Source organism: Microbacterium sp. UMB0228, from assembly GCF_002871415.1.
Lineage (GTDB): Bacteria > Actinomycetota > Actinomycetes > Actinomycetales > Microbacteriaceae > Microbacterium.
Map to the genome: position 1 here is coordinate 12,992 of NZ_PNFU01000004.1, position 22,055 is coordinate 35,046.

Sequence of the window (22,055 nt, forward strand, 5' to 3'; positions counted from 1 at the left end):
GTCGTTCCCGACCGTGCGCGTCAGTCGTCCGCGCGCAGCGACAGCGTCCGGAACGCGCGGGCCCGGAGCGGCACGAGCATGAGCGTCATCATCGCGCCACCGGCCACGACGAACGGCACCCAGACGGCGGCGAGGGAGGCGAGTGCGCCGAAGCCCGCCATCGCGAGCGGCATCAGGCAGTCGTCGCCGAGCCGGGTGAGGGAGCCCATCCGACCGAGGAACGCGGTGTCCACCGTCGCGGCGAACGTCGCGCTCAGCAGCACGGAGGCGTATCCCGCGGTGGCGCCGACCACAGCCGCGGCGACGGCCACCGTCCAGACGGGGCCGAACCCGAGCGCGACGATGCCCGCTCCCTGGACGAGGAGAGCGCCGAATCCGCTCCGCGCCTCGTGGCGCGGCCGCCTTCTCGCGACCGCGGCCGCGCCCACCGCGGCACCGAGGCCGAGGAGGCCCTCGAACAGGCCGACCGCGGGAGCCCCCCATCCTTCGGCGTGCGCCCGCAGGGCGAGGCCGATGCCGACGGCCGGGCCGACTGCGATGTTGAGCCCGGAGAGGGCGATGACGAGCGTGCGCGTCGTGGGGTTCGCTCCGAGGTGGGCGAACGCCGCGCCGATCGCGCGCAGGGACGACGTGCGCGGGGCCCTGGCGAGCCGGAACCGCGGGCGCAGGGCGATCGCCAGGAATCCGACGACCAGGGCGAAGGTCACCGCGTTCGCCGATGCGCTCCCCGCGAGACCGGCCTGGGCGACGAGCAGGCCGCCCAGAGCGGCGCCGCCCATCGTGCCCAGGCGTGATGCCGTCTGGATGACAGCCGCGTAGGAGGGGAGATCGTCGGTGCGCACCAGCTGTCGCCCGATGGTGCCCGCCGAGGGCTCGTAGAACGCGTCGCACACCCCGAACGCCACGGCGGCGGCGAGCAGGACGGGCACGGTCGGCGCCTGCGAGACCGTCCACACGGCAGCGGCGACGAGCACGCCCACACGCGCCGCGTTGCAGACCATCATCACCCGGCGGGCGTCGGCGCGATCCGCGACGACTCCGCCGAAGAGCAGGACCATGGCGCGCGGAATCGTGCCAGCGGCGACGACGAGTCCGGCGACGGCGGGGGAGGCGATCTGCACGGCCGTCCACGCCACCGCGATCGTCCACACGGCGTCGCCGGCATCGGACAGGGCCTTCACGCCGACCCACGCGTGCACCATCCGGTCGCGCCGGAACGGAGGAGGGGCCGAGAGCTCGAGGGGCGGGGTGAGTGCGGTCATCACGGTTCCGTGGGGAACGCGTGGGCGAAGAAGAACACGGGCGTGCGCTCCTGGCCGTCGTCCTCGTCGATCGATGCCTGCCAGTCCCGCAGCGCCTGCAGGACGCGTGCGGAGAGATCGCGCAGCTCGTCCGGGGTCGCCCAGGCGGTGGCCTCCGTGTTGGAGGCGTCGTAGTCAGCCACGGCGGGATCGCCTCGGCGGCGGTGCCAGCGCTGCAGACGGTCGATCTGCATGCGGATGCCCTGCCGCTGTGCCTCCCTGGCGAGGAGCGCATCACCGGGGGAATCGGCGAAGTCCTCCACCGACCAGGTCAGGCCCCGCCGTGCGACCGTCCACCAGCTCGTGCGCCGATCGCCGGTCGGGTCGGGGGCACGCGCGACGATCCCGGCGCGCTCGAGCATCCGGAGGTGATGGCTGATGCTGCCGACCTGACTCTCGAGCGCACGGGCGACCGCCGTCACCTGCGAGGTGCCGTAGAGCAGGAGGTGGTCGTAGATGCGACGCCGCAGCGGATGGTGCACGGCGGTGATCACGGAGATGTCTTCCACGCCCCGAAGGCTATGCAGCGGTTCGGAGACGCACAAGACTTCTTGTATACCGCGGAACGTCGGGCTATTCCTCCGTTCGGGGCTCAGCGGCCGCCGCCTTCCGGCGCCGTCGGCCGCGGCGGATGAGCCAGACGACCAGGACGACGACAGCGGCCACCGCGAGCCAGGGGAGGAGGAAGCCGAACGCGACCACCAGGGCGTTGAGCGAGACGACCAGACCGTTCCATCCGGCCCGCAACCCGTCGCCGAAGCCCGCGGGGTCCGCTGCGGCCGGGGCGTCCGCCCGCGACAGCTCCACCGTGAGGGACGACAGGGCCACCTGGTCCTCCAGGGCGGCGAGCTGCTGTTCGTACGACTCGAGCTGTGCCTGGCGATCGGTGAGCGCGACCTCGGCCTCGATGAGATCGGCGACCGAGCCCGACTGGCTCATGAGCTCCGTGAGCCGCTGCACCGAGGCGCGGGTCGACTCCACGCGGGCGCGGAGATCGATCGCGGTGGCGGTGACGTCCTGCTTCGTGACGGAGGACGACAGGACCTCCCCGGTGTCGCCGAGGGCGGCGATCACCGTGGTCAGGTCGTCGGCGGGGACGCGGACCGTTATCCAGCCGTACCCGGAGTCCGCGGGGACCCGCTCGGCGGGGGCATCCGTCGCGACCGCCTTGCCGACCTCGGTGCTCTCGACGTAGCCGCCGTGTTCGACAGCGAGGTCGCCGATGGCGGCGGCGGCATCGGCGACGTCCTTCACCTGCACCGAGGCTTGGGCCGTGGCGACGATCTCCCTGGCATCCTCGGCGGACGCCGCCGCGTCCGATCCGACGGCACCAGGGAGGGTCGCCCCTTCGACGGCCCGGTCCGGCACGGCCGAGCCCGCCTCGTCGGTCGACCAGCCCACGACGCCGTCCGCGGTGGACACGGACGAGCCGCCGCCTCCCACGGCACCGAGGATCGGCGGCGTCACCAGGACCCCGACGACGAAGGCCGCCGCGATCCCGCCGGCTGTGAGCCAACGGCGGCGACGTCTCCTGGCGCGCTCTGCGCGCGGCGGAACCGGCGGCCGCTCGCCCTGGATCTCGCTGAAGACGGCGTCCTCGATGCGCGCGACGGTCGCGTCGGACACGGGCGGGAGGCTCTGCTGCGGGGTCTGGTCGTTCATGCGTCCCTCACTTCCTTGACGGCGCCGCGCAGCTGGGTGCGCACGCGCGAGAGACGGTTCCGGACGACGGCGTGCGTCACGCCGAGCTCGTCGGCGGCGGCCTGGTAGGCGTAGCCCTCGGACGCGCACAGCCGGAAGATCTCCCGGTCGAGCTCGTTCAGGGTGCCCACCTCCGCGGCGATCCGCGCGGCGAGCGCGGCCGTGATCACCTGGTCCTCGACGCTCACGACGTCGGGGAGCTGGTCGTCGGCCGCGGCCGTCGTGTGCGCCTGGTCGCGGCGCCGCTGGCGCAGCCGGTTCGCCGCTTGGAAGCGGCAGATGGTCGCGAGCCAGGGGAGGATTGATTCTCCCTGCAGCTCCAGGCCCGGAAGCTTCCGCCAGGCGACCACGAAGGTCTCCTGCGTCACATCCTCCGCGTCGGCGGCGGCGCCCAGGATGCCGTGGGCGATCCAGTACACGGGGCGCACGTGGGCGCGGTACAGCGCGCGGAAGGCGCTCTGGTCGCCGGCCGCCGCCTGGGCGGCCCATCGCTGGTCACTCGTCTGTCCGGGCATCCTGGTTCCGTTCGGTGTCTCTCCCTCGAGAGTGTCGGCGGATGTCCCATCGTCTCAGCACGGATTCGGATCCGCCGTCATGTCTCGACTTCCTCGTCCCGATGACCCCCACCTCCGGTAGCATGGCCCGGGCGAGAGGGAGTATCCCGAATCCGCGCGTAACGTCATCACGAGCACCGACATCGCTGCTCCGGGCGCGCGCCGCACATCTGCGGGGGAGAGACTTTCGACTCATTCCCGACCCCTCGCGAAAGGTGCACAGCGCCCGTGGACATCCCCGTCTGGTTCGAGATCACCTCGATGGTCGTCCTCTCGATCATCCTGATCGGCGACCTGCTCCTCATCCGGCTGCGCCCGCACATCCCCTCCACCAAGGAGTCGACTCTCTGGGTCGTGTTCTATGTGGGCCTCGCCCTGCTCTTCGCGGTGCTGCTGGGGACCGTGGGCGGATGGCGGAACGCCGGGGACTTCATCACCGGGTGGGCGCTGGAGTACAGCCTCTCCGTCGACAACCTCTTCGTCTTCGTGCTCATCATGGCGCAGTTCGCGGTGCCGCGACGTCTGCAGCAGCAGGTGCTGATGGTCGGGATCATCATCGCGCTGGTCCTGCGCGGGCTGTTCATCCTCGTCGGCGTGACGATCATCGAGAACTTCTCGCCGATCTTCTACCTGTTCGGCGCCTTCCTCGTCTACACCGCCATCCGGCAGGCGATGCCGGAAGGCGAGCACGAGGACGACGTCAAGCGTGAGAACTTCATCGTCCGGCTGCTCCGCCGCCGGATCGACATCAGCGAGACCTACGACGGCTCGAAGATCCGCACGACCGTCGACGGGAAGCGGATGTGGACGCCGATGATCATCGTGTTCATCACGATCGGCGTCACCGACCTCATCTTCGCGATCGACTCGATCCCCGCGATCTTCGAGATCACGACCAACGGCTTCCTCGTCTTCGCCGCCAACATCTTCGCTCTCATGGGGCTGCGACAGCTCTACTTCCTCCTCGGCGACCTCCTGGACCGCCTGCGCTACCTGCACTACGGCATCGCCGTGATCCTCGGCTTCATCGGCATCAAGCTGATCCTGCACGCGCTGCACGTCAACGAGCTCCCGTTCATCAACGGCGGCGAGCACGTGGAATGGGTGCCGGACATCGACAACATGGTGTCGCTCGCCGTGATCCTCGTGTCGATGACGGTGGCGACGATCGCGAGCCTGATCGCCTCGTCCCGGGAGAAGCGCGCCGAGAAGCGCACCATCCCGGTCGGCGACTGAGTCCGCGCGGAGCGGGTCAGAACGCCTGCAGGTTCGCCTGCAGACCGCCGTCCGCGTAGTCGCGGCGGAGGAGCCCGCGGCGGCGGAGGATCGGCACCAGCTCGTCGAGGGTGCGGTGCAGGGTCACCGGATGGAAGTCGCCCCAGAGGAGCACGCCGTCGTTGCCCCACTCGCCGAGTTCCTCGACGAGATCGGCGAACTCCTCCGCGGTACCCACGAACCCGCTCCGGTCGCGCAGCCGGCCGGTGCGGGCGAGTGCGGTGAGGTGCGCCCGGAGCGGGGCGTCCTCGCCACGGTCACCGATCAGGCGCTGGATGCTGCCGCGGGAGACGTGCGCTCCGAAGATCGTCGTGTCGAGGGGGCGATCCAGATCGAGGGTCGTGAGATCGGTCTCCAGATCACTCGACTGCTTCCGGGCGATCTGCGCGAGTGCGGCGTCGTCCGGGTGTGCGGAGGCGGCCACGATCCGGTCGGCCTCCTCGGCGGACGCCGTGATCACGGGCTGGATCGCGAAGAGGATCTTGACGTCCTCGGCCCGGCGTCCGCGGGCGAGGGCCGCGTCGTGCACCCGCTGCCGGTATTCCCGCACCGCCTTCTCGTGCAGGGGAGCGAGCGCCAGCTGGACGTCGGAGTTCGCCCCCGCGAACGCCAGGCCGCGTCCGGAGCCGCCGGGGGAGACGATGGCCGGCTCGCCGTCCGTGAAGGGCAGGGCGTTCAGAGGGCCGTCGAAGTCGTAGTGGGCGCCGCGGTACTGCACCGGACGCATGCGCGTGCCGTCCGCGTAGACCCCGGAGACGGGATCGGCGACCAGCGCCCCGTCGTCCCAGCTCCGCCAGAGCGCGCGGATGCCGGCGAGCCATTCCTCGGCACGGTCGTACGCCTCGTCATGGCCGAGTTGCGGGGCCGCCGAGAAGTGCCGGGCGCTGCCGGTGTCGGTGACCACGTTGAGGCCGAGCCGGTGCCCGCTCAGGTGCTGCAGGGTCGCGAACTGCCGGGCCGAGGTGTAGGGCAGCGAGGCCGCGGGGTTCATGGTGGGCACCACCCCGAGATGACGGGTCGCCTGGAAGAGGTACGGTGCGAGCAGCAGGGGATCGTGCTTCGGGCCGCCGAACGCATGACGCACGCGCAGGTCGATCGTGTCCGCCGAGCCGAGCGAGGGGCTGTCCTCGATGATCACGAGGTCGAAACCGGCCTGCTCCAGGGTGCGGGCGGCTTCCTGGTAGACCTCCGGCCGCGTCCAGTCGTAGTCCCAGTCCAGGGACGGATATCCCCACCCCTGAGGACCGAAGCCCCGGGCGAGGAACCACCCGAAGTGCTGCAGGCGGCTCATGCCACCGTCTCCCTGACGCTCTCGAGCACCCGCGCGAGGTCGCTGATCAGATCGTCGACGTCCTCGATGCCGATCGACAGCCGCAGCGTGCCGGGGCCGACACCGAGGATCCGACGCTCCTCGTCGGTGCGCTGCGCGTGGCTGGTCGTTCCGGGGTGCAGCACGAGGGACCGCACGTCGCCGATGTGCGTCATGTGGGTGAACACGGACACCTCCTCCACGAAGCGACGGGCCGCGGGGAGACCGCTGCGCAGCGTGAAGGTGAAGATGGAGCCGAATCCGCCGTCGAGGTAGCGCAGCGCGGTCTCGTGGTGAGGATGCGAGGGCAGGCCGACGTAGTCCACGCTCTCCACGGCGTCGTGTGCGGCGAGCCAGCGTGCGACGGCGAGGGCGTTCTGCGACTGGCGCTCCACGCGCAGGCTGAGCGTCTCGGTGCCCTGGCCGATGAGGAACGCATTGAGGGGCGAGGGCGAGGCACCGAACCGCGGAGCCACCGACTCCCTGGCGTATCCGATGCGTGCGCGACCGCCGTGCCGGGCGAAGACGCTGGGTGCGCCGCCGCGCCCCGGCAGCACGAGGTGCGGGGCGTTGTGCCCGGCGCGCTCCGCATCGAACCGGCCGTCGTCGATCACGACGCCGCCGAGCACAGCGCCCTGCCCCGCGAGGAACTTCGACGCGGAGTGCACCACGATCGCCGCGCCGTGCTCCAGCGGCCGGAGGAGGGCGGGCGTGGCCAGGGTGTTGTCGACGATCAGGGGGACGGCGATCTCGTCGGCCACGGCGCTCACCGCCGCCACGTCGAGCACGTCGTTGCGGGCGTTGGCGAGCGACTCCGCGAACAGGGCCCTGGTCGTCGGGCGTACGGCCTCCCGCCAGGCATCCGGGTCGGCGATGTCGTCCACGAACGTCGTCTCGATGCCGAGTCGGGCGAGGTTGTCCAGGAACAGCCCGCGGGTGCCCTCGTAGATGTGGGTCGAGGAGACGATGTGGTCGCCCGCCCCCACGACCGAGAGCAGAGCGGTGGTCACCGCGGCCTGTCCGCTGGCCACGAGCACGGCGTCGGCACCGGACTCCAGGCTCGCGAGCTGCCGCTCCACCGCGTGCACGGTGGGGTTGCCGGTGCGCGTGTACCCGAATCCGGTGCCGGTACCGAAGTGGTCGGCGGCGTGATCGAAGTCGTCGAACTCGAAGCCCGCCGTCAGGTAGATCGGCGTCACACGGGAGGCGGCAGCGGCTCGGCCTCTCGCGGCGTGGACGGCGCGGGTGGCGAAGCGGGCGGTCTCGACGGTCATGCGGGGGCCTCTCGGTCGATCGGGTGAGCAACAGAGTGTCACGGCATGTCTCGGCGTGTCCGAGCGGTGGTAACCTGACGTCATGCGGACCGTGCTCCTTCTTAGCGGCCGCGGCGAGACCTCGATCTGAGCCCCTCCTCGTCGCGGAGTCCATCGTGGGCCGAACCGCCATCCACAGGAGACACGCCATGACCACCACCGCCGGTGCGGATTCCGCACGCCCCAGGACGCTCGCTGAGAAGGTCTGGGACGACCACCTCGTCGTCAAGGGCGAGGACGGCCAGCCCGACCTCATCTACATCGACCTGCACCTCGTGCACGAGGTCACCAGCCCGCAGGCCTTCGACGGCCTCCGCAGCGAGGGGCGCCCGCTCCGCCGGCTCGACCTGACCATCGCCACGGAGGACCACAACACGCCGACGTGGGAGATCGATAAGCCCATCGCCGACCTGACCAGCCGCACGCAGATCGAGACGCTGCGCCGCAACGCCGACGAGTTCGGCGTGCGTCTGCACTCGCTGGGGGACGCGGAGCAGGGGATCGTCCACGTCGTCGGCCCGCAGCTCGGCCTGACCATGCCCGGGATCACCGTGGTCTGCGGCGACTCGCACACGTCCACGCACGGCGCGTTCGGCGCGATGGCGTTCGGCATCGGCACCAGCGAGGTCGAGCACGTCATGGCGACCCAGACGCTGCCGCTGAAGCCGTTCAAGACGATGGCCATCACCGTCGAGGGCACGCTGCGTCCCGGCGTCACGGCGAAGGACATCATCCTCGCCGTGATCGCCAAGATCGGCACCGGCGGCGGTCAGGGCTACGTGCTCGAGTACCGCGGCAGCGCGATCCGCGCGCTCTCCATGGAGGGCCGCATGACCATCTGCAACATGTCGATCGAGGCGGGGGCCCGCGCCGGCATGGTGGCGCCGGACGAGACGACGTTCGCCTACCTCGAGGGGCGTCCGCACGCGCCGAAGGGCCAGGACTGGGACGACGCGGTCGCCTACTGGCGCACGCTGCCGACCGACGAGGGCGCGACCTTCGATGCCGAGGTCTTCATCGACGCCGACGAGCTTGAGCCGTTCGTGACGTGGGGGACGAACCCCGGCCAGGGCAGCTCGCTCTCCGCCTCGGTGCCGAACCCGGCGGAGATCGCCGACCCGAACGAGCGGGCCGCCGCCGAGCGGGCGCTGGAGTACATGGACCTGACGCCGGGCACGCCCCTGAAGGAGGTGCCGGTCGACGCGGTGTTCATGGGCTCGTGCACGAACAGTCGCATCGAGGACCTCCGGGCCTTCGCCTCCATCATCCAGGGCAAGAAGAAGGCCGACGGCGTCCGGGTGATGGTCGTTCCCGGCTCCGCCCGCGTGCGGCTGGAGGCCGAGGCCGAGGGCCTGGATCAGGTCATCAAGGACTTCGGGGCGGAGTGGCGCTTCGCAGGATGCTCGATGTGTCTGGGCATGAACCCCGATCAGCTCGCCCCGGGGGAGCGCTGCGCCTCCACCTCGAACCGCAACTTCGAAGGGCGCCAGGGCAAGGGCGGCCGCACGCACCTCGTGTCCCCGCTCGTCGCGGCGGCGACCGCCATCCGCGGCACCCTGTCCAGCCCGAGCGATCTGGAGGCCTGACCATGGAGAAGTTCACCACCCACACGGGCATCGCCGCGCCGCTGAAGCGGTCGAACGTCGACACCGACCAGATCATCCCCGCGGTGTTCCTCAAGCGCGTCACCAAGACGGGTTTCGAGGACGCGCTGTTCCACGGCTGGCGGCAGGACCCGGAGTTCGTGCTCAACCAGGCGCCGTATCAGGGGGCCTCCGTCCTCGTCGCCGGGCCGGACTTCGGTACCGGTTCCAGCCGTGAGCACGCCGTCTGGGCGCTTCGCGACTTCGGCTTCAAGGTCGTGCTGAGCCCGAGGTTCGCCGACATCTTCCGCGGCAACGCGGGCAAGCAGGGACTCCTCGCGGCGACCATCTCCGAGGCGGATCTGGAGCGGTTCTGGGCGATCATGGACGCCGATCCCGGCGCGCGCATGACGGTCGACCTCGAGGCGCGCACCGCCGCCATCGGCGACCCCACCGGAGGCGCGGAGGCCCGCTTCCAGGCCGACATCGGGATCGACGATTACACTAGATGGCGGCTCCTCGAAGGGCTCGATGACATCGGGCTCACGCTGCGCAACGAAGACAAGATCGCGCAGTTCGAGGCCCGTCGCGAGTCGTGGCGGCCGCGGACCCTCCCCGTCCAGTGAGACGGAGGGGGCGGGGGAGCCAGGGGTAACCCCGCCCCCGATGAATGAAGTGAGGCCCCGAATGACGACACCCGTGCGCGACGCTCTCTCCGACGACGTCCCCGCGCTGACCGGAGACGTCCTCGCCATCCGCGGAGGTCGTCCGCTGCGCGGACGGGTCGACGTGAAGGGCGCGAAGAACCTCGCCACCAAGGCGATGGTCGCGTCCCTGCTCGGGGAGACTACGAGCGTCCTGCGCGACGTGCCGGCCATCAGCGACGTCGCCGTGGTGCGCTCGCTGCTCGAGGTGCACGGCGTCCGCGTGTCGGAGGGCGACGAGCCCGGCTCCCTGGTGTTCGACCCCAGCGATGTCGAGTCGGCCCACTTCGAGGAGATCGACGCCCACGCGGGCGCGTCCCGGATCCCGATCCTGTTCTGCGGCCCGCTGCTGCACCGCCTCGGCCAGGCCTTCATCCCCGACCTCGGCGGGTGCCGCATCGGGGACCGCCCGATCGACTTCCACCTGGACGCGCTGCGCAAGTTCGGCGCGATCGTCGAGAAGCTCCCGAGCGGCATCCGCCTCTCCACGGGAGGAACCCGCCTGCACGGGGCGAACATCCACCTCCCGTACCCGAGCGTCGGCGCGACCGAGCAGGTGCTGCTGACCGCCGTCCGCGCCGAGGGCGTCACGGAGCTGCGCAACGCGGCGATCGAGCCCGAGATCATGGACCTCATCGCCGTCCTGCAGAAGATGGGCGCGATCATCTCCTACGAGCCGAACCGCGTCATCCTCATCGAGGGCGTCGAGAAGCTCCGTGGCTACGACCACCGGTCGATCTTCGACCGCAATGAGGCGGCCTCGTGGGCCTCGGCCGCCCTGGCCACGGACGGCGAGATCTTCGTCGGCGGCGCCAAGCAGCAGGAGATGCTCACCTTCCTCAACGTCTTCCGCAAGGCGGGCGGCTGGTTCGACATCCAGGAGGACGGCATCCTCTTCCGCCGCGACGGCGACATCAAGCCGGTCGTGATCGAGACCGACGTGCACCCGGGCTTCATGACCGACTGGCAGCAGCCGCTCGTGGTCGCCCTCACCCAGGCGCACGGCCGCTCGGTCGTGCACGAGACCGTGTACGAGAACCGGATGGGCTTCACCGAGGCGCTGGTCAAGATGGGGGCCGACATCGTCGTGCACCCGCGCGGCCTGCAGGACGGCCCGCGGCGCGTCCCGCGTCGTGACCTGGAGCAGGCTGCCGTCATCACCGGTCCCACGCCCCTGCACGGCGCCGACATCGTGGTGCCCGATCTGCGCGGCGGCTACAGCCACGTGATCGCGGCGCTGACGGCCACCGGCGAGTCGAAGGTGTCGGGCGTCGACATCCTGAGTCGCGGATACGAGAAGTTCCTCGCCAAGCTCGACGCGCTCGGCGCCGACTTCGACGTCCTCCGGTGAGCCCGATGGCTTCCCGGTCGCCGGAGAAGACGCGGCCGAGCGTGTTCTGGCCGCTCGCGGCGATCGTCGTGCCGCTGGTGTCGCTGATCGCGAAGGTCCGCATCATCGGTGCGGAGAAGCTCCCGCGCGAGGGCGCTTTCGTGCTGGCGCCGAACCACTACTCGGAGTTCGATCCGCTGATCGTCGCCTTGGCGGTCTGGCGGATCGGGCGCGCTCCGCGGTTCATGGCCAAGGAGAGCCTCTTCCGCGTGCCCGTGCTCGGGTGGTTCCTGCGCAAGACGGGGATGATCCCGGTCGCACGCACCTCGTCGGCGTCGTCCGCGAAGCAGACGATGGCCCAGTCGGCAGCTCTCGTGGAGCACGGCCGCGGTGTCATCGTGTACCCGGAGGGCACGCTCACCCGAGACCCCGACATGTGGCCGATGCGCGGCAAGTCAGGCGCGGTGCGGCTCGCCCTCGCCGACGGCATCCCGCTCATCCCCATGGCGCAGTGGGGCACGCAGGCGATCATGGGCCGCTACCAGAAGGGGCTGAGCCTCTGGCCGCTCCGCAAGCCCGTGACCGTGATCGTCGGCGACCCCGTCGACGTCTCCGACCTCCGCGGTCGCGCCGGCGAGCCGGCGGCTCTCACGGAAGCCACCAACCGACTCATGAACGCGATCACCGCGCTGCTGGAGCAGGTGCGCGGTGAGAAGGCCCCCGCGGAGCGCTGGAACCCGGCGAGCCACGGCCAGAAGGAGACCGGACGCCTTGACCCCTAAGAGAACCGCGCCGGCCGGACCCCGCGTCGCCGTGATCGGCGCCGGCAGCTGGGGAACGACGTTCGGCAAGATCCTCGCCGACGGCGGCGCCCACGTGACGATGTGGGCGCGCCGGGCCGAGCTCGCGCACGAGATCGACGAGGCGAAGCGCAACTCGCGTTACCTGCCGGGCATCAACCTGCCTCGCACGATGGCGGCCACGCACGAGCTGGCGACCGCGCTCGACGGCGTCGACCAGGTGTACCTGTCCGTGCCGAGCCAGTCGCTGCGGGAGAACCTCAAGGCACTGCGCCCGCTGATCGCTTCGGGCGACGCCAAGATCGTCAGCCTCATGAAGGGCGTCGAGCGGGGCACCGGCCTGCGCATGAGCCAGGTCATCCAGCAGGAGCTGCAGTGCGATCCCGACCGGATCGCCGTGGCCTCCGGACCGAATCTCGCCCTGGAGATCGCGCGGGAGCAGCCGACCGCGGCCGTGATCTCGTCGCGCAGCCAGGAGACCGCGGACGTCGTGGCCCGGGCCGCGCGCAACTCCTACTTCCGGACGTTCGTGAACACGGATGTCATCGGCACGGAGTTCGGCGGAGTGCTCAAGAACCTCATCGCCGTCGCCATCGGCATCGTCGACGGCGTCGGCTACGGCGAGAACACCAAGGCGTCGATCATCACCCGCGGCCTCGTCGAGATGACCGACTTCGCGGTCGCGAACGGCGCCCAGCCGGAGACCCTGCAGGGACTGGCCGGTCTCGGCGACCTCATCGCGACCTGCCAGTCGCCGCTGAGCCGCAACAACACCGCCGGGCGGCTGCTCGGGCAGGGCTACAGCTTCCAGGACGTCGTGAAGCAGATGCAGCAGACGGCCGAGGGGCTCGCCTCGGTCGCCCCGGTGCTGCAGCTCGCCCGCGAAGCCGATGTGCACATGCCGATCGTCGAGCAGGTGAAGATGGTGCTCGACGGCAAGATGGATCCCCGGGACATCGCCCCGCATCTCACGACGGACGACGACACCCCGCAGGGGGAGAGGACCAACCATGGACAAGCAGACGGTGGTGGTGCTCTTCGGAGGGCGCTCCAGCGAGCATTCGATCAGTTCCGCAACGGCGGGGGGAGTGCTGGGCGCGATCGATCGTGACCGGTATGCCGTGATCCCGGTGGGGATCACCCGCGAGGGTGCCTTCGTCCTCGAGGACGACGACCCGGCGAAGTTCCCGCTCGACGCCGCGCATCTCCCGGAGGTCGTCGACAACGGCACCCGGGTGCTCTGGCCGGAACCCGGGGGCGACCGCACCCTGCGGGTCGTGCATCCGGGCGGCGAGACCGAGGGACTCGGCGAGATCGACGTCGTGCTGCCGATCCTGCACGGACCGCACGGCGAGGACGGCACGATCCAGGGCTACTTCGACACGCTCGAGGTCCCTTACGCCGGGGGCGGCGTGCTCGACTCGGCGCTGTGCATGGACAAGCACTTCATGAAGATCGCCCTGCAGGCCGCCGGGATCGCGGTGGCGCCGGGTGTGACCGTGCGCCGTCGTGAGTGGGACGCCGACCCCGATGCCCTCCGCGCCCGCGCCGCCGACTTCGGCCTGCCCGTCTTCGTCAAGCCCGCTCGCGCCGGGTCGAGCGTCGGCGTCTCGAAGGTGTCGGCGCCGGAGGAACTCGACGCCGCCCTCGCCATCGCGTTCGCCGAGGACGACAAGGTGCTCATCGAGGCCGGCGTCTCCGGCCGGGAGATCGAGGTGGCCGTCCTCGAGACGGCCGACGGCGTCCGCGCCTCCCTCCCCGGCGAGATCGTGCTGACCGACCGCGGCTTCTACGACTTCGAGGGGAAGTACCTCGGCGGCGACGGCGTCGACGTCGTGTGCCCGGCGGAGCTGACCGAGGCGGAGGTGGCCGCCGTTCAGGAGGCCGGCGTCCGGGCCTTCCAGGCGGTCGACGGTCGCGGCCTCGCCCGGGTGGACATGTTCCTCACCCCGACCGGCGAGCTCGTCGTTAACGAGCTCAACACCATGCCCGGCTTCACGCCCATCTCGATGTTCCCGAAGTGCTGGGTGGCATCGGGACTGAGCTACGGCGACCTCATCACGGAACTCGTCGAGGCGGGCCTGCGCCGCTGACGGCGTGGTTCCCCGCGCGTGCTCAGCTCGCGGGGAACTCCACCCGGTCGGTGCACTGCGCGGTCGCCGGGGCCAGCCCCGACTGGATGTTCGACGACAGGCTGTCGACGATCGACTGGAAGTCGACCTGCTCGCCGCGGCGGATGATCACCTCGATGGCCGGTTCGCGACCGTAGGTGACGAGGCGCTGGCGCTCCTCCTCCTGCTCCAGGACGAGCCAGTCGACGCCGCCGAGGGTGGTGCAGACGAGATCGGACGGGGCGGGCGGCTCCACGCCGCATCGCAGGACGACCGTGGGGTCTCCCCAGGCGCCCGTGGCCTGCGCGTCGGTCCACACGCGCTCGTACCCGCCGACGGTGTCCGGCAGGAGCACGGAGACGTTCGCGCAGGCCGGGTCGTTCGCGTCGGCCGCCGGCTCGAGGTGCACGGTCGTGGAGCATCCGGCGAGTCCGGCGGCGAGGGCGATCGCCCCCGCGACGGCAGCGAGGCGGCGGGAACGAAGCATGTATCCAGGCTACCTTTGACGACATGCCCTCCCGACCCGACTCCGACGATCCGCGCCTGGGAGATCTCTCGGAGGGGCGCATCCTCCGCGCCATCCTCCAGCGCACCGCGCCGGGCGCGCACACGCTCCTCGGTCCCGGGGACGATGCCGCCGTGATCGCCGCCCCCTCGGCATCGGTCGTCGCGACGACGGACACGCTCGTGCACGGGCCCGACTTCCGGCTCGCCTGGACGAGCGGGTACGACCTCGGCTGGAAGGCGGCGGCGGTCAACCTCGCCGACATCGCCGCGATGGGCGCACGCCCGACCGCGCTGCTCGTGGCTCTGGCGGTACCGCGTGACCTCCGGCTGTCCTTCGTGGAGCGCCTGGCCGACGGCTTCCGCGACGCCTGCGCGGCGCTCGCCCCCGGGTGCGCGGTGGTCGGCGGGGATCTCACGGTGTCCGAGGTGCTCACGGTCGCTGTGACGGCTCTGGGCGACCTCGAAGGCCGCCCCCCGGTGACCAGGGCGGGGGCGCGACCGGGCGATGTCGTCGCCGTCGCCGGAGAACTGGGTCACGCCGCACACGGGCTGGCCGTGCTGTTCGGACGCTTCCGAGACGGCGAGACCCCGGTCCCGGTCGATCCCGCGGCTCTCGCACCCGGGGAGAGCGCTGCGGTCGCCGCGCAGCTGCGGCCGTCGCCGCCCATCGGCCTCGGCGTCGTCGCAGCCGCGGCCGGCGCGACCGCGATGATGGACGTCTCGGACGGCCTCGCCCTCGATGCGCGGCGCCTCGCGGACGCCTCCGGCGTCACCCTCGCGCTGGACGGCGCCGCGCTCGGCGCGAGTCCGCAGCGGGCGCTCGCGGGCGGCGAGGACCATGCGCTGCTCGCGACGTTCCCCGACGGCGTGCTGCCGCCGGGCTTCCGTGCGATCGGCGTCGTGCGTCCGCGCGGCGAGGAGGACCTGCTCTGCGACGACGGTCCCGTGGACGTCAGCGGCTGGGACCCCTACCGGGACTGGGACTCCGTCTCGGGCTGAACCTCCGCCGACGCGGCGTCCTGCGCGCCGGGCTCCGCCCACCACAGGGTCGTGTCGCCGTAGGTCTTCTCCCGGAACACCCGGAGCCCGGCGGCTGCGAAGTCGGGGGCGGCGGAGCGCCGGGCGCGTTCGACGACCACCACGGCATCATCGCTGAGCAGCGGAGCGAGGGCGGCGAGGTCGCCGTCCATCGCCTCATCGTCGATGTCGTACGGCGGATCCGTGAACACGAGGTCGTAGGGCCCGGACGCGCGGCCGAGGAACGCTCGGACCGTCGCCTCCTGCACCCGTGCGGTCGCGGTACCGGAGGCCTTCGCGACGGCCGCGGCGTTGCGCCGCACGACGGCTGCGGCCTGCCGGCCCCGCTCGACGAGGTCGGCGCTCTGGGCGCCGCGGCTCAGCGCCTCGAGCCCGAGCGCCCCCGAGCCCGCGTAGAGGTCGAGCACGCGGGCGTCCGCGATCGCGTCGAGCGACTCCAAGGCGCCGAACAGGGATTCGCGCACGCGGTCGCTCGTGGGTCTGGTCCCGGCGCCGGGGACGTCGAGCCGGGTGCCGCGTGCCGTTCCGGCGATGATCCTCGTCACCCGTTCACGATACGACAGGCCGCGGACGGTCGTGTCCGTGCGGTTCCCTAGACTCGGAGCATGTCGCTCACGCTCGAATCCTCCCTCGAGGAGGCCCTCGGTGCGGCGTCGGCCAAGACGCTCGACCGCGCCTTCGGCATGAAGACCGTCGGCGACCTGCTCGCGCACTACCCGCGTCGGTACGCCGACCCGGGGGAGCTCACTCCCATCCGCGACCTCCCGATCGGGGAGACCGTCACGATCGTCGCCGAAGTCCTCTCGTCGAGCTTCCGCCGGATGCGCAATCGACCGGGGGCCATGGTCGACGTCGTCATCGGCGACGGCGTCGGTCGCATGTCGCTGACTTTCTTCGCGAAGAACGTCGGCGCGGCGGAGTGGCGCTCCAAGGACCTGGCGGTCGGGCGCCGTGGTGTGTTCTCCGGCAAGGTCGGCGAGTTCAACGGCATGACCCAGTTCGCCCACCCGGAGTACGAGCTGTTCGATGACGAGGACGCGGCGCGCCGGCGGGCGGATGCGAGGGCGGCGGTCCCGATCCCGATCTATCCGGCTACCTCCGCGATCCAGACGTGGCAGATCGCCCGGCTCGTCGGGCGCGTCCTCGACGACCTGTCGTCGGTCCCCGACCCGCTGACCCCGGAGATCCGCACCCGCGAAGAGCTGCTGACGGCGCGGGAGGCCCTGGAGGCGATCCACCGCCCGCGCTCCCGCAACGACATCGATCCCGCCGTCCGCACGCTGCGCATGCACGAGGCGCTCACGCTCCAGACGGCCCTCCTCCAGCAGCGCGACGCGGTGCGCGCCCTGGCCGCCACCTCGCGGCCGGCGGCGCCCGGCGGGCTGCTGGAGCGCTTCGACGCCGCCCTGCCCTACACGCTCACGCCGGATCAGCAGACCGTCGGCGCCCAGATCGCAGACGATCTCGTCGGCTCCTGGCCGATGAACCGGCTCGTGCAGGGCGAGGTCGGTTCGGGGAAGACGCTGGTGGCCCTGCGGGCGATGCTGCAGGTCGCCGAGAGCGGGGGACAGGCGGCCTTGATCGCCCCGACGGAAGTCCTCGCGGCGCAACATCTGCGTTCGATCACGAAGATGCTCGGCCCGCAGCTCGCCCCGCTGCTGATGCCGACGCTGCTCACCGGGCAGATGCCGGCGGCGGATCGCCGCAAGGCCGCGCTGCGCGTCGCCTCCGGCCAGGCGCTGATCGTGGTCGGCACCCACGCGCTCCTCGGGGAGAAGACCACGTTCGCCGATCTCGGTCTCGTCGTGGTCGACGAGCAGCACCGCTTCGGGGTCGAGCAGCGGGAGGCGCTGCGGGCGAAGGGGTCCAGCCCGCACGCGCTCGTCCTCACCGCGACCCCGATCCCGCGGACGGTCGCGATGACGGTCTTCGGCGACCTCGACACCTCGGTCATCCGCACGATGCCGGCGGGGCGCGCCGGCATCGAGTCGTACGTCGCGCCGTTGGCCGAGCACCCGGGCTGGTTCAACCGGGTGTGGGAACGGGCAGCGGAGGAGATCGCGCAGGGCCGGCAGGTGTTCGCGGTCTGCGCGGCCATCGACACCGCGGCGAAGACGGCCGAGGCGGGCGAGCAGGCGCTGCTCGCCCCGGAGAGCGGCAAAGGCCCTCGGTGGGGTGTCGTGCAGCTCGACGAGGCGCTGGCCACGCATCCGACCCTCGGCGGTCTGCGACGCGCGGTGCTCCACGGGAAGATGCCCTCGGAGGAGAAGGACGCCGTCATGCAGGCCTTCGCCCGCGGGGAGATCGACCTCCTCCTCGCGACGACCGTGATCGAGGTGGGCGTGGACGTCCCCAACGCCTCGACGATGATCGTGCTGGACGCCGACCGTTTCGGAGTGTCCCAGCTGCACCAGCTCCGCGGTCGGGTGGGACGAGGCGGTGTCCCGGGTCTCTGCCTGCTCGTGACCGAGGCCGAGGCCGGATCGGTGGCGCGCGAACGCGTCGATGCGGTCGCCGCCACGCTCGACGGCTTCGCACTGGCCGAGGTCGACCTCGAACTCCGCGGCGAGGGCGACGTGCTCGGCGCGGCGCAGGCCGGAGTGCGGTCGTCCCTCAAACTGTTGCGTGTCGTCAAGGACGCCGCTCTCATCACCCGCGCCCGCGAGCTCGCGGAGGACATCCTCGCCGCCGACCCCGAGTTGGCCGCTCACCCCGGGCTCCGGGAGGCCATCGGACGGCGCGTCACCGACGAGGATCGCGCGGCGCTGGCGAAGAACTGATCGCCGTTCCGGGTGCCCTAGGCTGGATTCCATGAGCAGCCGGATCGCCGTCGTCCCGGGTTCCTTCGATCCGCCGACCCTGGGTCACCTCGACGTGATCCGGCGCGCGGCCGCCCTCTACGACGAGCTGCATGTGCTCGTGGTGCACAACCCGGGCAAGGAGGCGATGCTGCCGATCGCGCAGCGGCTCTCCCTCCTGGAGCGTTCGATCGCCGAGGACGGCATGGCGGGCAACATCGTCATCGGCTCCTGGAGCATGGGACTCCTCGTCGACTATGCGCGCGACGTGAACGCCGGCGTCCTCGTGAAGGGCATCCGCTCGCAGGTCGACGTGGCGTACGAGTCGCCCATGGCGATCGTCAACCGGCACCTCGCCGACATCGAGACCGTCTTCCTGCTGCCGGACCCCGCGCACGCGATGGTCTCCAGCTCGCTGGTGCGCCAGGTCGCCAGCCTCGGGGGCGACGTCTCGCCGTTCGTCCCGCCGGCCGTAGCCTCGTTCCTCGACACCGGCGCGCGCGGGATCTGATCTCCGATCGCGGTCCCGTTCCCGGCGGTCTCCCGGCCCTCCTCTCCGGTGACCTGGGTAGCATGGCGGGGTGCGTTCCCGACTCAACAGCCCTTTCGTCCTCCCCGTCCGTGACATCGTCCGGCGCCCGGGGGAGATGCGCGAGCACTCCTTCTCGGTGCCCCTGACGGAGCAGTGGGGGGAGGGCATCGTCTCCTTCGAGGCGGGCTCGGAACTCGATCTCGACGTGCGGCTGGAGTCCGTCCACGAGGGCATCCTCGTCACCGGAGAGGCGGAGGGCGAGTACGTCGGCGTGTGCGGTCGATGCCTCACCGACATCGCTCGGCCCGTCGAAGTCGAGTTCCAGGAGCTTTTCGCGTATCCTGGTGAGGAAGAAACTGACTTCGAGGTTCAAGACGACCACGTGGATCTTGAAACTCTCGTCAGGGATGCGGCCGTACTGGCCCTTCCTTTTCAGCCGGTGTGTCAGCCGGATTGCCTCGGGCTCGACCCGGTCACAGGCGAGAGGCTGACCGAGAGCACCGGAACGGAGCAGGCCGCTCCCATCGATCCTCGGTGGAGCGCGCTCCAGCAGATCACAGACCAGGACGGCACGGCAGAACGCGGTGCCGCCGAGAAAGAAGAGAGCTAGTCATGGCTGGTAACCCCCCGAAGCGCAAGGTCTCCCGTTCGAACACCCGCTCGCGCCGCGCGCAGTGGAAGGCCGAGGCCCCTGCGCTCGTCAAGACCATCGAGAACGGCAAGGTCGTCTACAGCCGTCCGCACCAGGCGAAGGTCGTCACCGACTCGCAGGGCACCGAGCTCTTCCTCGAGTACAAGGGCCGCAAGGTCGCCGACGTCTGAGTCGCGAACCGTGACGGAGGTCCCCGGGGGGACGAGGCCTCTCCCAGATAAGCTCCGCGTCGATATCGACGCGGAGCTTCTGGAGTTGGCCCTCACCCACCGCTCCTATGCGTACGAGCACGGCGGCATCCCGCACAACGAGCGTCTCGAGTTCCTCGGCGACTCGGTGCTGGGTCAGGCCGTGACCGTCATGCTGTTCACGCGGCACCCCGAGCTCGACGAGGGGGAGCTGGCGAAGCGCCGGGCGAGCGTCGTGTCGACAGTCGCCCTGGCGGAGGTCGCTCGCGGCATCGATCTCGGCAGCCACCTGCTCCTCGGGCGCGGTGAGGAGCAGACCGGTGGGCGGGACAAGGACTCGATCCTCGCGGACACCATGGAGGCCGTCATCGGCGCCACCTACCTGTCCGCCGGGCCCGAGGCCGCGACGGCGCTCGTCCTACGTCTGACCGAGCCGCTGCTCGCCGACCCCGAGCGGTACGGCGCGGCGATGGACCCGAAGACGAGCCTGCAGGAGCTCGCGGCCCGCCTCGGCGCCACGCCGCCGCAGTACTCGGTCGAGGCCAGCGGCCCCGACCACGACCGGCGCTTCACAGCGACCGTCGCCGTCGGCGACGTGCGGATGACGGGCGCCGGCAGCAGCAAGAAGACGGCCGAGATGGCGGCGGCCCTCAGCGCCTGGCGCACGCTCAGCGAGCGTGCCTGAGCTCCCCGAGGTCGAGGTCGTCCGCGCCGGCCTCGCACCGGCTGCCGTGGACGCCGTCATCACGGGCGTCAGCGTCTTCGACGAACGCGCCCTCACCCGGCATACCGCCGGAGCTGCGGACTTCGTCCAGCGTCTGGAGGGTCGCCGCTTCACCGCGGCCGCGCGGCGCGGCAAGTTCCTCTGGCTCCCCGTGGACGATGGCGACTCCGCTCTGATCGCGCATCTGGGCATGAGCGGCCAGATGCTGCTCCGCGCGCCGGACGCGCCGACCGAGCGCCACGAGCGTGTCCGTTTCGGGATCGAGCATCCCCGACACGGCGAGCTCGCGATCGTGTTCGCGGATCAGCGGACGTTCGGCTCCCTTGCCGTCGACGCTCTCATCGCCGACGGCCCCTCCCGCATCCCGACACAGGTCGCGCACATCGCACGCGACCCGCTCGACCCGTTCTTCGACGACCGGGTCTTCCGGGCCGCTCTCGCCCGGCGGCACAGCGCGAGCAAGCGGGTGCTGCTGGACCAGGGCGTGGTGAGCGGGATCGGCAACATCTACGCCGACGAGTCGCTGTGGGCGGCCCGCATCCATCCGGAGACACCGGCCGACGCTCTGCCGACCCGAGCCGTGAATCGCCTGCTCGCGGAAGTGCGATCGGTCCTGCAGAAGGCTCTCGCCGAGGGCGGCACGAGCTTCGACGCCCAGTACGTCAACGTCAACGGGCAGGCCGGTTACTTCGCGCACTCCCTGAACGCCTACGGTCGCGGGGGGAAGCCCTGTCCGCGCTGCGGCACGCCGATCACCCGCGCCGCGTTCATGAACCGCTCCTCGCACTTCTGCCCGCGCTGCCAGCGGAGGCGCTGACCGGGGCTCATACGCAGCGAGCTGCCGTTGCCCTTAGACCATTCAAGGTCTAGACTGTGAGGCATGTGGACCGTCGATCTTGGGCTGATCGAGGCTTGGCTGATGAGTCTGGATGACGACACCTACGATCAGCTCATCGCTGCCATCGAGCTCCTCCAGGAAAACGGTCCCCAGCTGGGACGCCCCATCGTCGACACGGTGAGGGGGTCTTCGTACAAGAACATGAAGGAGCTTCGTCCGGGCTCGTCCGGCAAATCGGAACTTCGGATGCTATTCGCCTTCGATCCCCAGCGGCAGGCGATCATGCTGGTCGCCGGTGACAAGGCCGGCAACTGGAAAAAGTGGTACCGGGAGAACATCCCGATCGCAGACGCTAGATTCACCGAGCATCTTGCCTGGCTGAGGACGAAGACAGAGAACGACAAGGCTAAGAGGAAGTGATCATGATGGCTCTCACCCCGGACCAGCTGCTCGAGAGGCGTCCTGCGAACCGTCCACGTGTCGACGCGCATAAGGAGCGGATGCTGGGCGAGGTGCGGGCGTACCGGCTGCGTGAACTCCGTGAGCGACTCGGACTCAGCCAAGCTCAGCTCGCCGAGCGCATCGGCGTTGGTCAGCGTCAGGTCTCGAAGATCGAGAACGGCGATCTCGACAGCGCGCGCATCGGCACGGTCCGGAAGTACATCGAAGCTGTCGGCGGAGACCTCGTCGTCGAGTACGTCGCCGGCGATAGCCGGCTGCAGGTCGCTTGATCTGTCGAATGCGTGCTCGCTAAGGCGGCACGTCGTCACCCGCAACCCCGCATCGTCATTGAAGAC

At 70.8% G+C, this 22,055-nt stretch carries 24 protein-coding genes; 16 read left to right on the forward strand and 8 right to left on the reverse strand.

Going from position 1 to position 22,055, the window contains the following annotated elements; genetic code table 11:
• Window positions 1–20 precede the first annotated feature (20 nt).
• From CJ226_RS10575 to CJ226_RS10590, 4 genes are all read right to left on the reverse strand, one after another.
• Window positions 21–1,262 carry an MFS transporter gene (locus tag CJ226_RS10575; protein WP_102209153.1) on the reverse strand — a complete coding sequence of 414 codons (1,242 nt, stop codon included), beginning with the start codon at window positions 1,260–1,262 and terminating at the stop codon, window positions 21–23.
• Window positions 1,262–1,810: a helix-turn-helix domain-containing protein gene (locus tag CJ226_RS10580; RefSeq protein ID WP_102209154.1), complete on the reverse strand. Its 549-nt coding sequence runs from the start codon at window positions 1,808–1,810 to the stop codon at window positions 1,262–1,264. The genes CJ226_RS10575 and CJ226_RS10580 overlap by 1 nt, the downstream gene beginning before the upstream one ends.
• Before the next feature lie 64 nt (window positions 1,811–1,874).
• Window positions 1,875–2,963 (reverse strand): DUF4349 domain-containing protein, encoded by a 1,089-nt coding sequence (locus CJ226_RS10585; protein WP_102209155.1) that lies wholly within the window; start codon window positions 2,961–2,963, stop codon window positions 1,875–1,877.
• Window positions 2,960–3,517 carry an RNA polymerase sigma factor gene (locus CJ226_RS10590; RefSeq protein WP_102209156.1) on the reverse strand — a complete coding sequence of 186 codons (558 nt, stop codon included), beginning with the start codon at window positions 3,515–3,517 and terminating at the stop codon, window positions 2,960–2,962. The genes CJ226_RS10585 and CJ226_RS10590 overlap by 4 nt, the downstream gene beginning before the upstream one ends.
• Window positions 3,518–3,784: 267 nt before the next feature.
• Here CJ226_RS10590 and CJ226_RS10595 point away from each other — a divergent pair, with 267 nt between their 5' ends.
• Window positions 3,785–4,792, forward strand: a complete 1,008-nt coding sequence (locus CJ226_RS10595) for a TerC/Alx family metal homeostasis membrane protein (protein ID WP_062634773.1) — start codon at window positions 3,785–3,787, stop codon at window positions 4,790–4,792.
• 16 nt (window positions 4,793–4,808) lie between these two features.
• Here the strand turns inward: CJ226_RS10595 and CJ226_RS10600 are convergent, their stop codons facing one another.
• Window positions 4,809–6,122, reverse strand: coding sequence for an LLM class flavin-dependent oxidoreductase (locus tag CJ226_RS10600; RefSeq protein WP_102209157.1), 1,314 nt, complete (start codon window positions 6,120–6,122; stop codon window positions 4,809–4,811).
• Window positions 6,119–7,414, reverse strand: a complete 1,296-nt coding sequence (locus CJ226_RS10605; RefSeq protein WP_102209158.1) for an O-acetylhomoserine aminocarboxypropyltransferase/cysteine synthase family protein — start codon at window positions 7,412–7,414, stop codon at window positions 6,119–6,121. Before CJ226_RS10605 ends, CJ226_RS10600 begins: the two co-directional genes overlap by 4 nt.
• 188 nt (window positions 7,415–7,602) lie before the next feature.
• Between CJ226_RS10605 and leuC the strand changes: the two genes are divergently transcribed.
• From leuC to CJ226_RS10635, 6 genes are all read left to right on the forward strand, one after another.
• Window positions 7,603–9,039, forward strand: a complete 1,437-nt coding sequence (gene leuC / locus CJ226_RS10610) for a 3-isopropylmalate dehydratase large subunit (RefSeq protein ID WP_102209159.1) — start codon at window positions 7,603–7,605, stop codon at window positions 9,037–9,039.
• Window positions 9,040–9,041: 2 nt separating this feature from the next.
• Window positions 9,042–9,662, forward strand: a complete 621-nt coding sequence (gene leuD, locus CJ226_RS10615) for a 3-isopropylmalate dehydratase small subunit (RefSeq protein WP_025103309.1) — start codon at window positions 9,042–9,044, stop codon at window positions 9,660–9,662.
• Window positions 9,663–9,723: 61 nt separating this feature from the next.
• Window positions 9,724–11,091 (forward strand): UDP-N-acetylglucosamine 1-carboxyvinyltransferase, encoded by a 1,368-nt coding sequence (murA, locus tag CJ226_RS10620; RefSeq protein ID WP_025103310.1) that lies wholly within the window; start codon window positions 9,724–9,726, stop codon window positions 11,089–11,091.
• Between the two features lie 5 nt (window positions 11,092–11,096).
• Window positions 11,097–11,852, forward strand: coding sequence for a 1-acyl-sn-glycerol-3-phosphate acyltransferase (locus tag CJ226_RS10625; RefSeq protein ID WP_029989231.1), 756 nt, complete (start codon window positions 11,097–11,099; stop codon window positions 11,850–11,852).
• Window positions 11,842–12,981: an NAD(P)H-dependent glycerol-3-phosphate dehydrogenase gene (locus CJ226_RS10630; RefSeq protein ID WP_060922899.1), complete on the forward strand. Its 1,140-nt coding sequence runs from the start codon at window positions 11,842–11,844 to the stop codon at window positions 12,979–12,981. The genes CJ226_RS10625 and CJ226_RS10630 overlap by 11 nt, the downstream gene beginning before the upstream one ends.
• Window positions 12,881–13,963 carry a D-alanine--D-alanine ligase family protein gene (locus CJ226_RS10635; RefSeq protein ID WP_102209160.1) on the forward strand — a complete coding sequence of 361 codons (1,083 nt, stop codon included), beginning with the start codon at window positions 12,881–12,883 and terminating at the stop codon, window positions 13,961–13,963. Before CJ226_RS10630 ends, CJ226_RS10635 begins: the two co-directional genes overlap by 101 nt.
• 22 nt (window positions 13,964–13,985) lie before the next feature.
• Here the strand turns inward: CJ226_RS10635 and CJ226_RS10640 are convergent, their stop codons facing one another.
• Complete coding sequence (locus tag CJ226_RS10640) at window positions 13,986–14,468, reverse strand: DUF3515 domain-containing protein (protein WP_025103314.1); 483 nt, start codon at window positions 14,466–14,468, stop codon at window positions 13,986–13,988.
• A 23-nt stretch (window positions 14,469–14,491) separates the two neighbouring features.
• On the opposite strand from CJ226_RS10640, the gene thiL reads away from it, so the two are divergent.
• Window positions 14,492–15,487 (forward strand): thiamine-phosphate kinase, encoded by a 996-nt coding sequence (thiL, locus tag CJ226_RS10645; protein ID WP_102209161.1) that lies wholly within the window; start codon window positions 14,492–14,494, stop codon window positions 15,485–15,487.
• Here the strand turns inward: thiL and rsmD are convergent.
• On the reverse strand, window positions 15,457–16,071 hold the full coding sequence (gene rsmD / locus CJ226_RS10650; protein ID WP_102209162.1) for a 16S rRNA (guanine(966)-N(2))-methyltransferase RsmD: 615 nt from the start codon (window positions 16,069–16,071) through the stop codon (window positions 15,457–15,459). The genes thiL and rsmD overlap by 31 nt on opposite strands.
• 60 nt (window positions 16,072–16,131) lie before the next feature.
• On the opposite strand from rsmD, the gene CJ226_RS10655 reads away from it, so the two are divergent.
• From CJ226_RS10655 to CJ226_RS10690, 8 genes are all read left to right on the forward strand, one after another.
• Window positions 16,132–18,306, forward strand: a complete 2,175-nt coding sequence (locus CJ226_RS10655) for an ATP-dependent DNA helicase RecG (protein ID WP_062634751.1) — start codon at window positions 16,132–16,134, stop codon at window positions 18,304–18,306.
• 31 nt (window positions 18,307–18,337) lie between these two features.
• Window positions 18,338–18,835: a pantetheine-phosphate adenylyltransferase gene (gene coaD / locus CJ226_RS10660; RefSeq protein ID WP_062634750.1), complete on the forward strand. Its 498-nt coding sequence runs from the start codon at window positions 18,338–18,340 to the stop codon at window positions 18,833–18,835.
• Between the two features lie 136 nt (window positions 18,836–18,971).
• Window positions 18,972–19,466, forward strand: coding sequence for a DUF177 domain-containing protein (locus CJ226_RS10665; protein WP_025103319.1), 495 nt, complete (start codon window positions 18,972–18,974; stop codon window positions 19,464–19,466).
• 2 nt (window positions 19,467–19,468) lie between these two features.
• Window positions 19,469–19,678, forward strand: coding sequence for a 50S ribosomal protein L32 (gene rpmF, locus CJ226_RS10670; RefSeq protein ID WP_013586329.1), 210 nt, complete (start codon window positions 19,469–19,471; stop codon window positions 19,676–19,678).
• 10 nt (window positions 19,679–19,688) lie between these two features.
• On the forward strand, window positions 19,689–20,381 hold the full coding sequence (gene rnc / locus CJ226_RS10675) for a ribonuclease III (RefSeq protein WP_060923098.1): 693 nt from the start codon (window positions 19,689–19,691) through the stop codon (window positions 20,379–20,381).
• Window positions 20,374–21,237, forward strand: a complete 864-nt coding sequence (gene mutM / locus CJ226_RS10680) for a bifunctional DNA-formamidopyrimidine glycosylase/DNA-(apurinic or apyrimidinic site) lyase (protein ID WP_102209163.1) — start codon at window positions 20,374–20,376, stop codon at window positions 21,235–21,237. The genes rnc and mutM overlap by 8 nt, the downstream gene beginning before the upstream one ends.
• A gap of 63 nt (window positions 21,238–21,300) precedes the next feature.
• The gene (locus tag CJ226_RS10685) at window positions 21,301–21,678 is read left to right on the forward strand and encodes a type II toxin-antitoxin system RelE/ParE family toxin (RefSeq protein ID WP_062634746.1); all 378 of its coding nucleotides are present in this window, start codon (window positions 21,301–21,303) and stop codon (window positions 21,676–21,678) included.
• 2 nt (window positions 21,679–21,680) lie between these two features.
• Window positions 21,681–21,989, forward strand: a complete 309-nt coding sequence (locus CJ226_RS10690) for a helix-turn-helix domain-containing protein (protein WP_231868207.1) — start codon at window positions 21,681–21,683, stop codon at window positions 21,987–21,989.
• The last annotated feature ends 66 nt before the right edge of the window (window positions 21,990–22,055 follow it).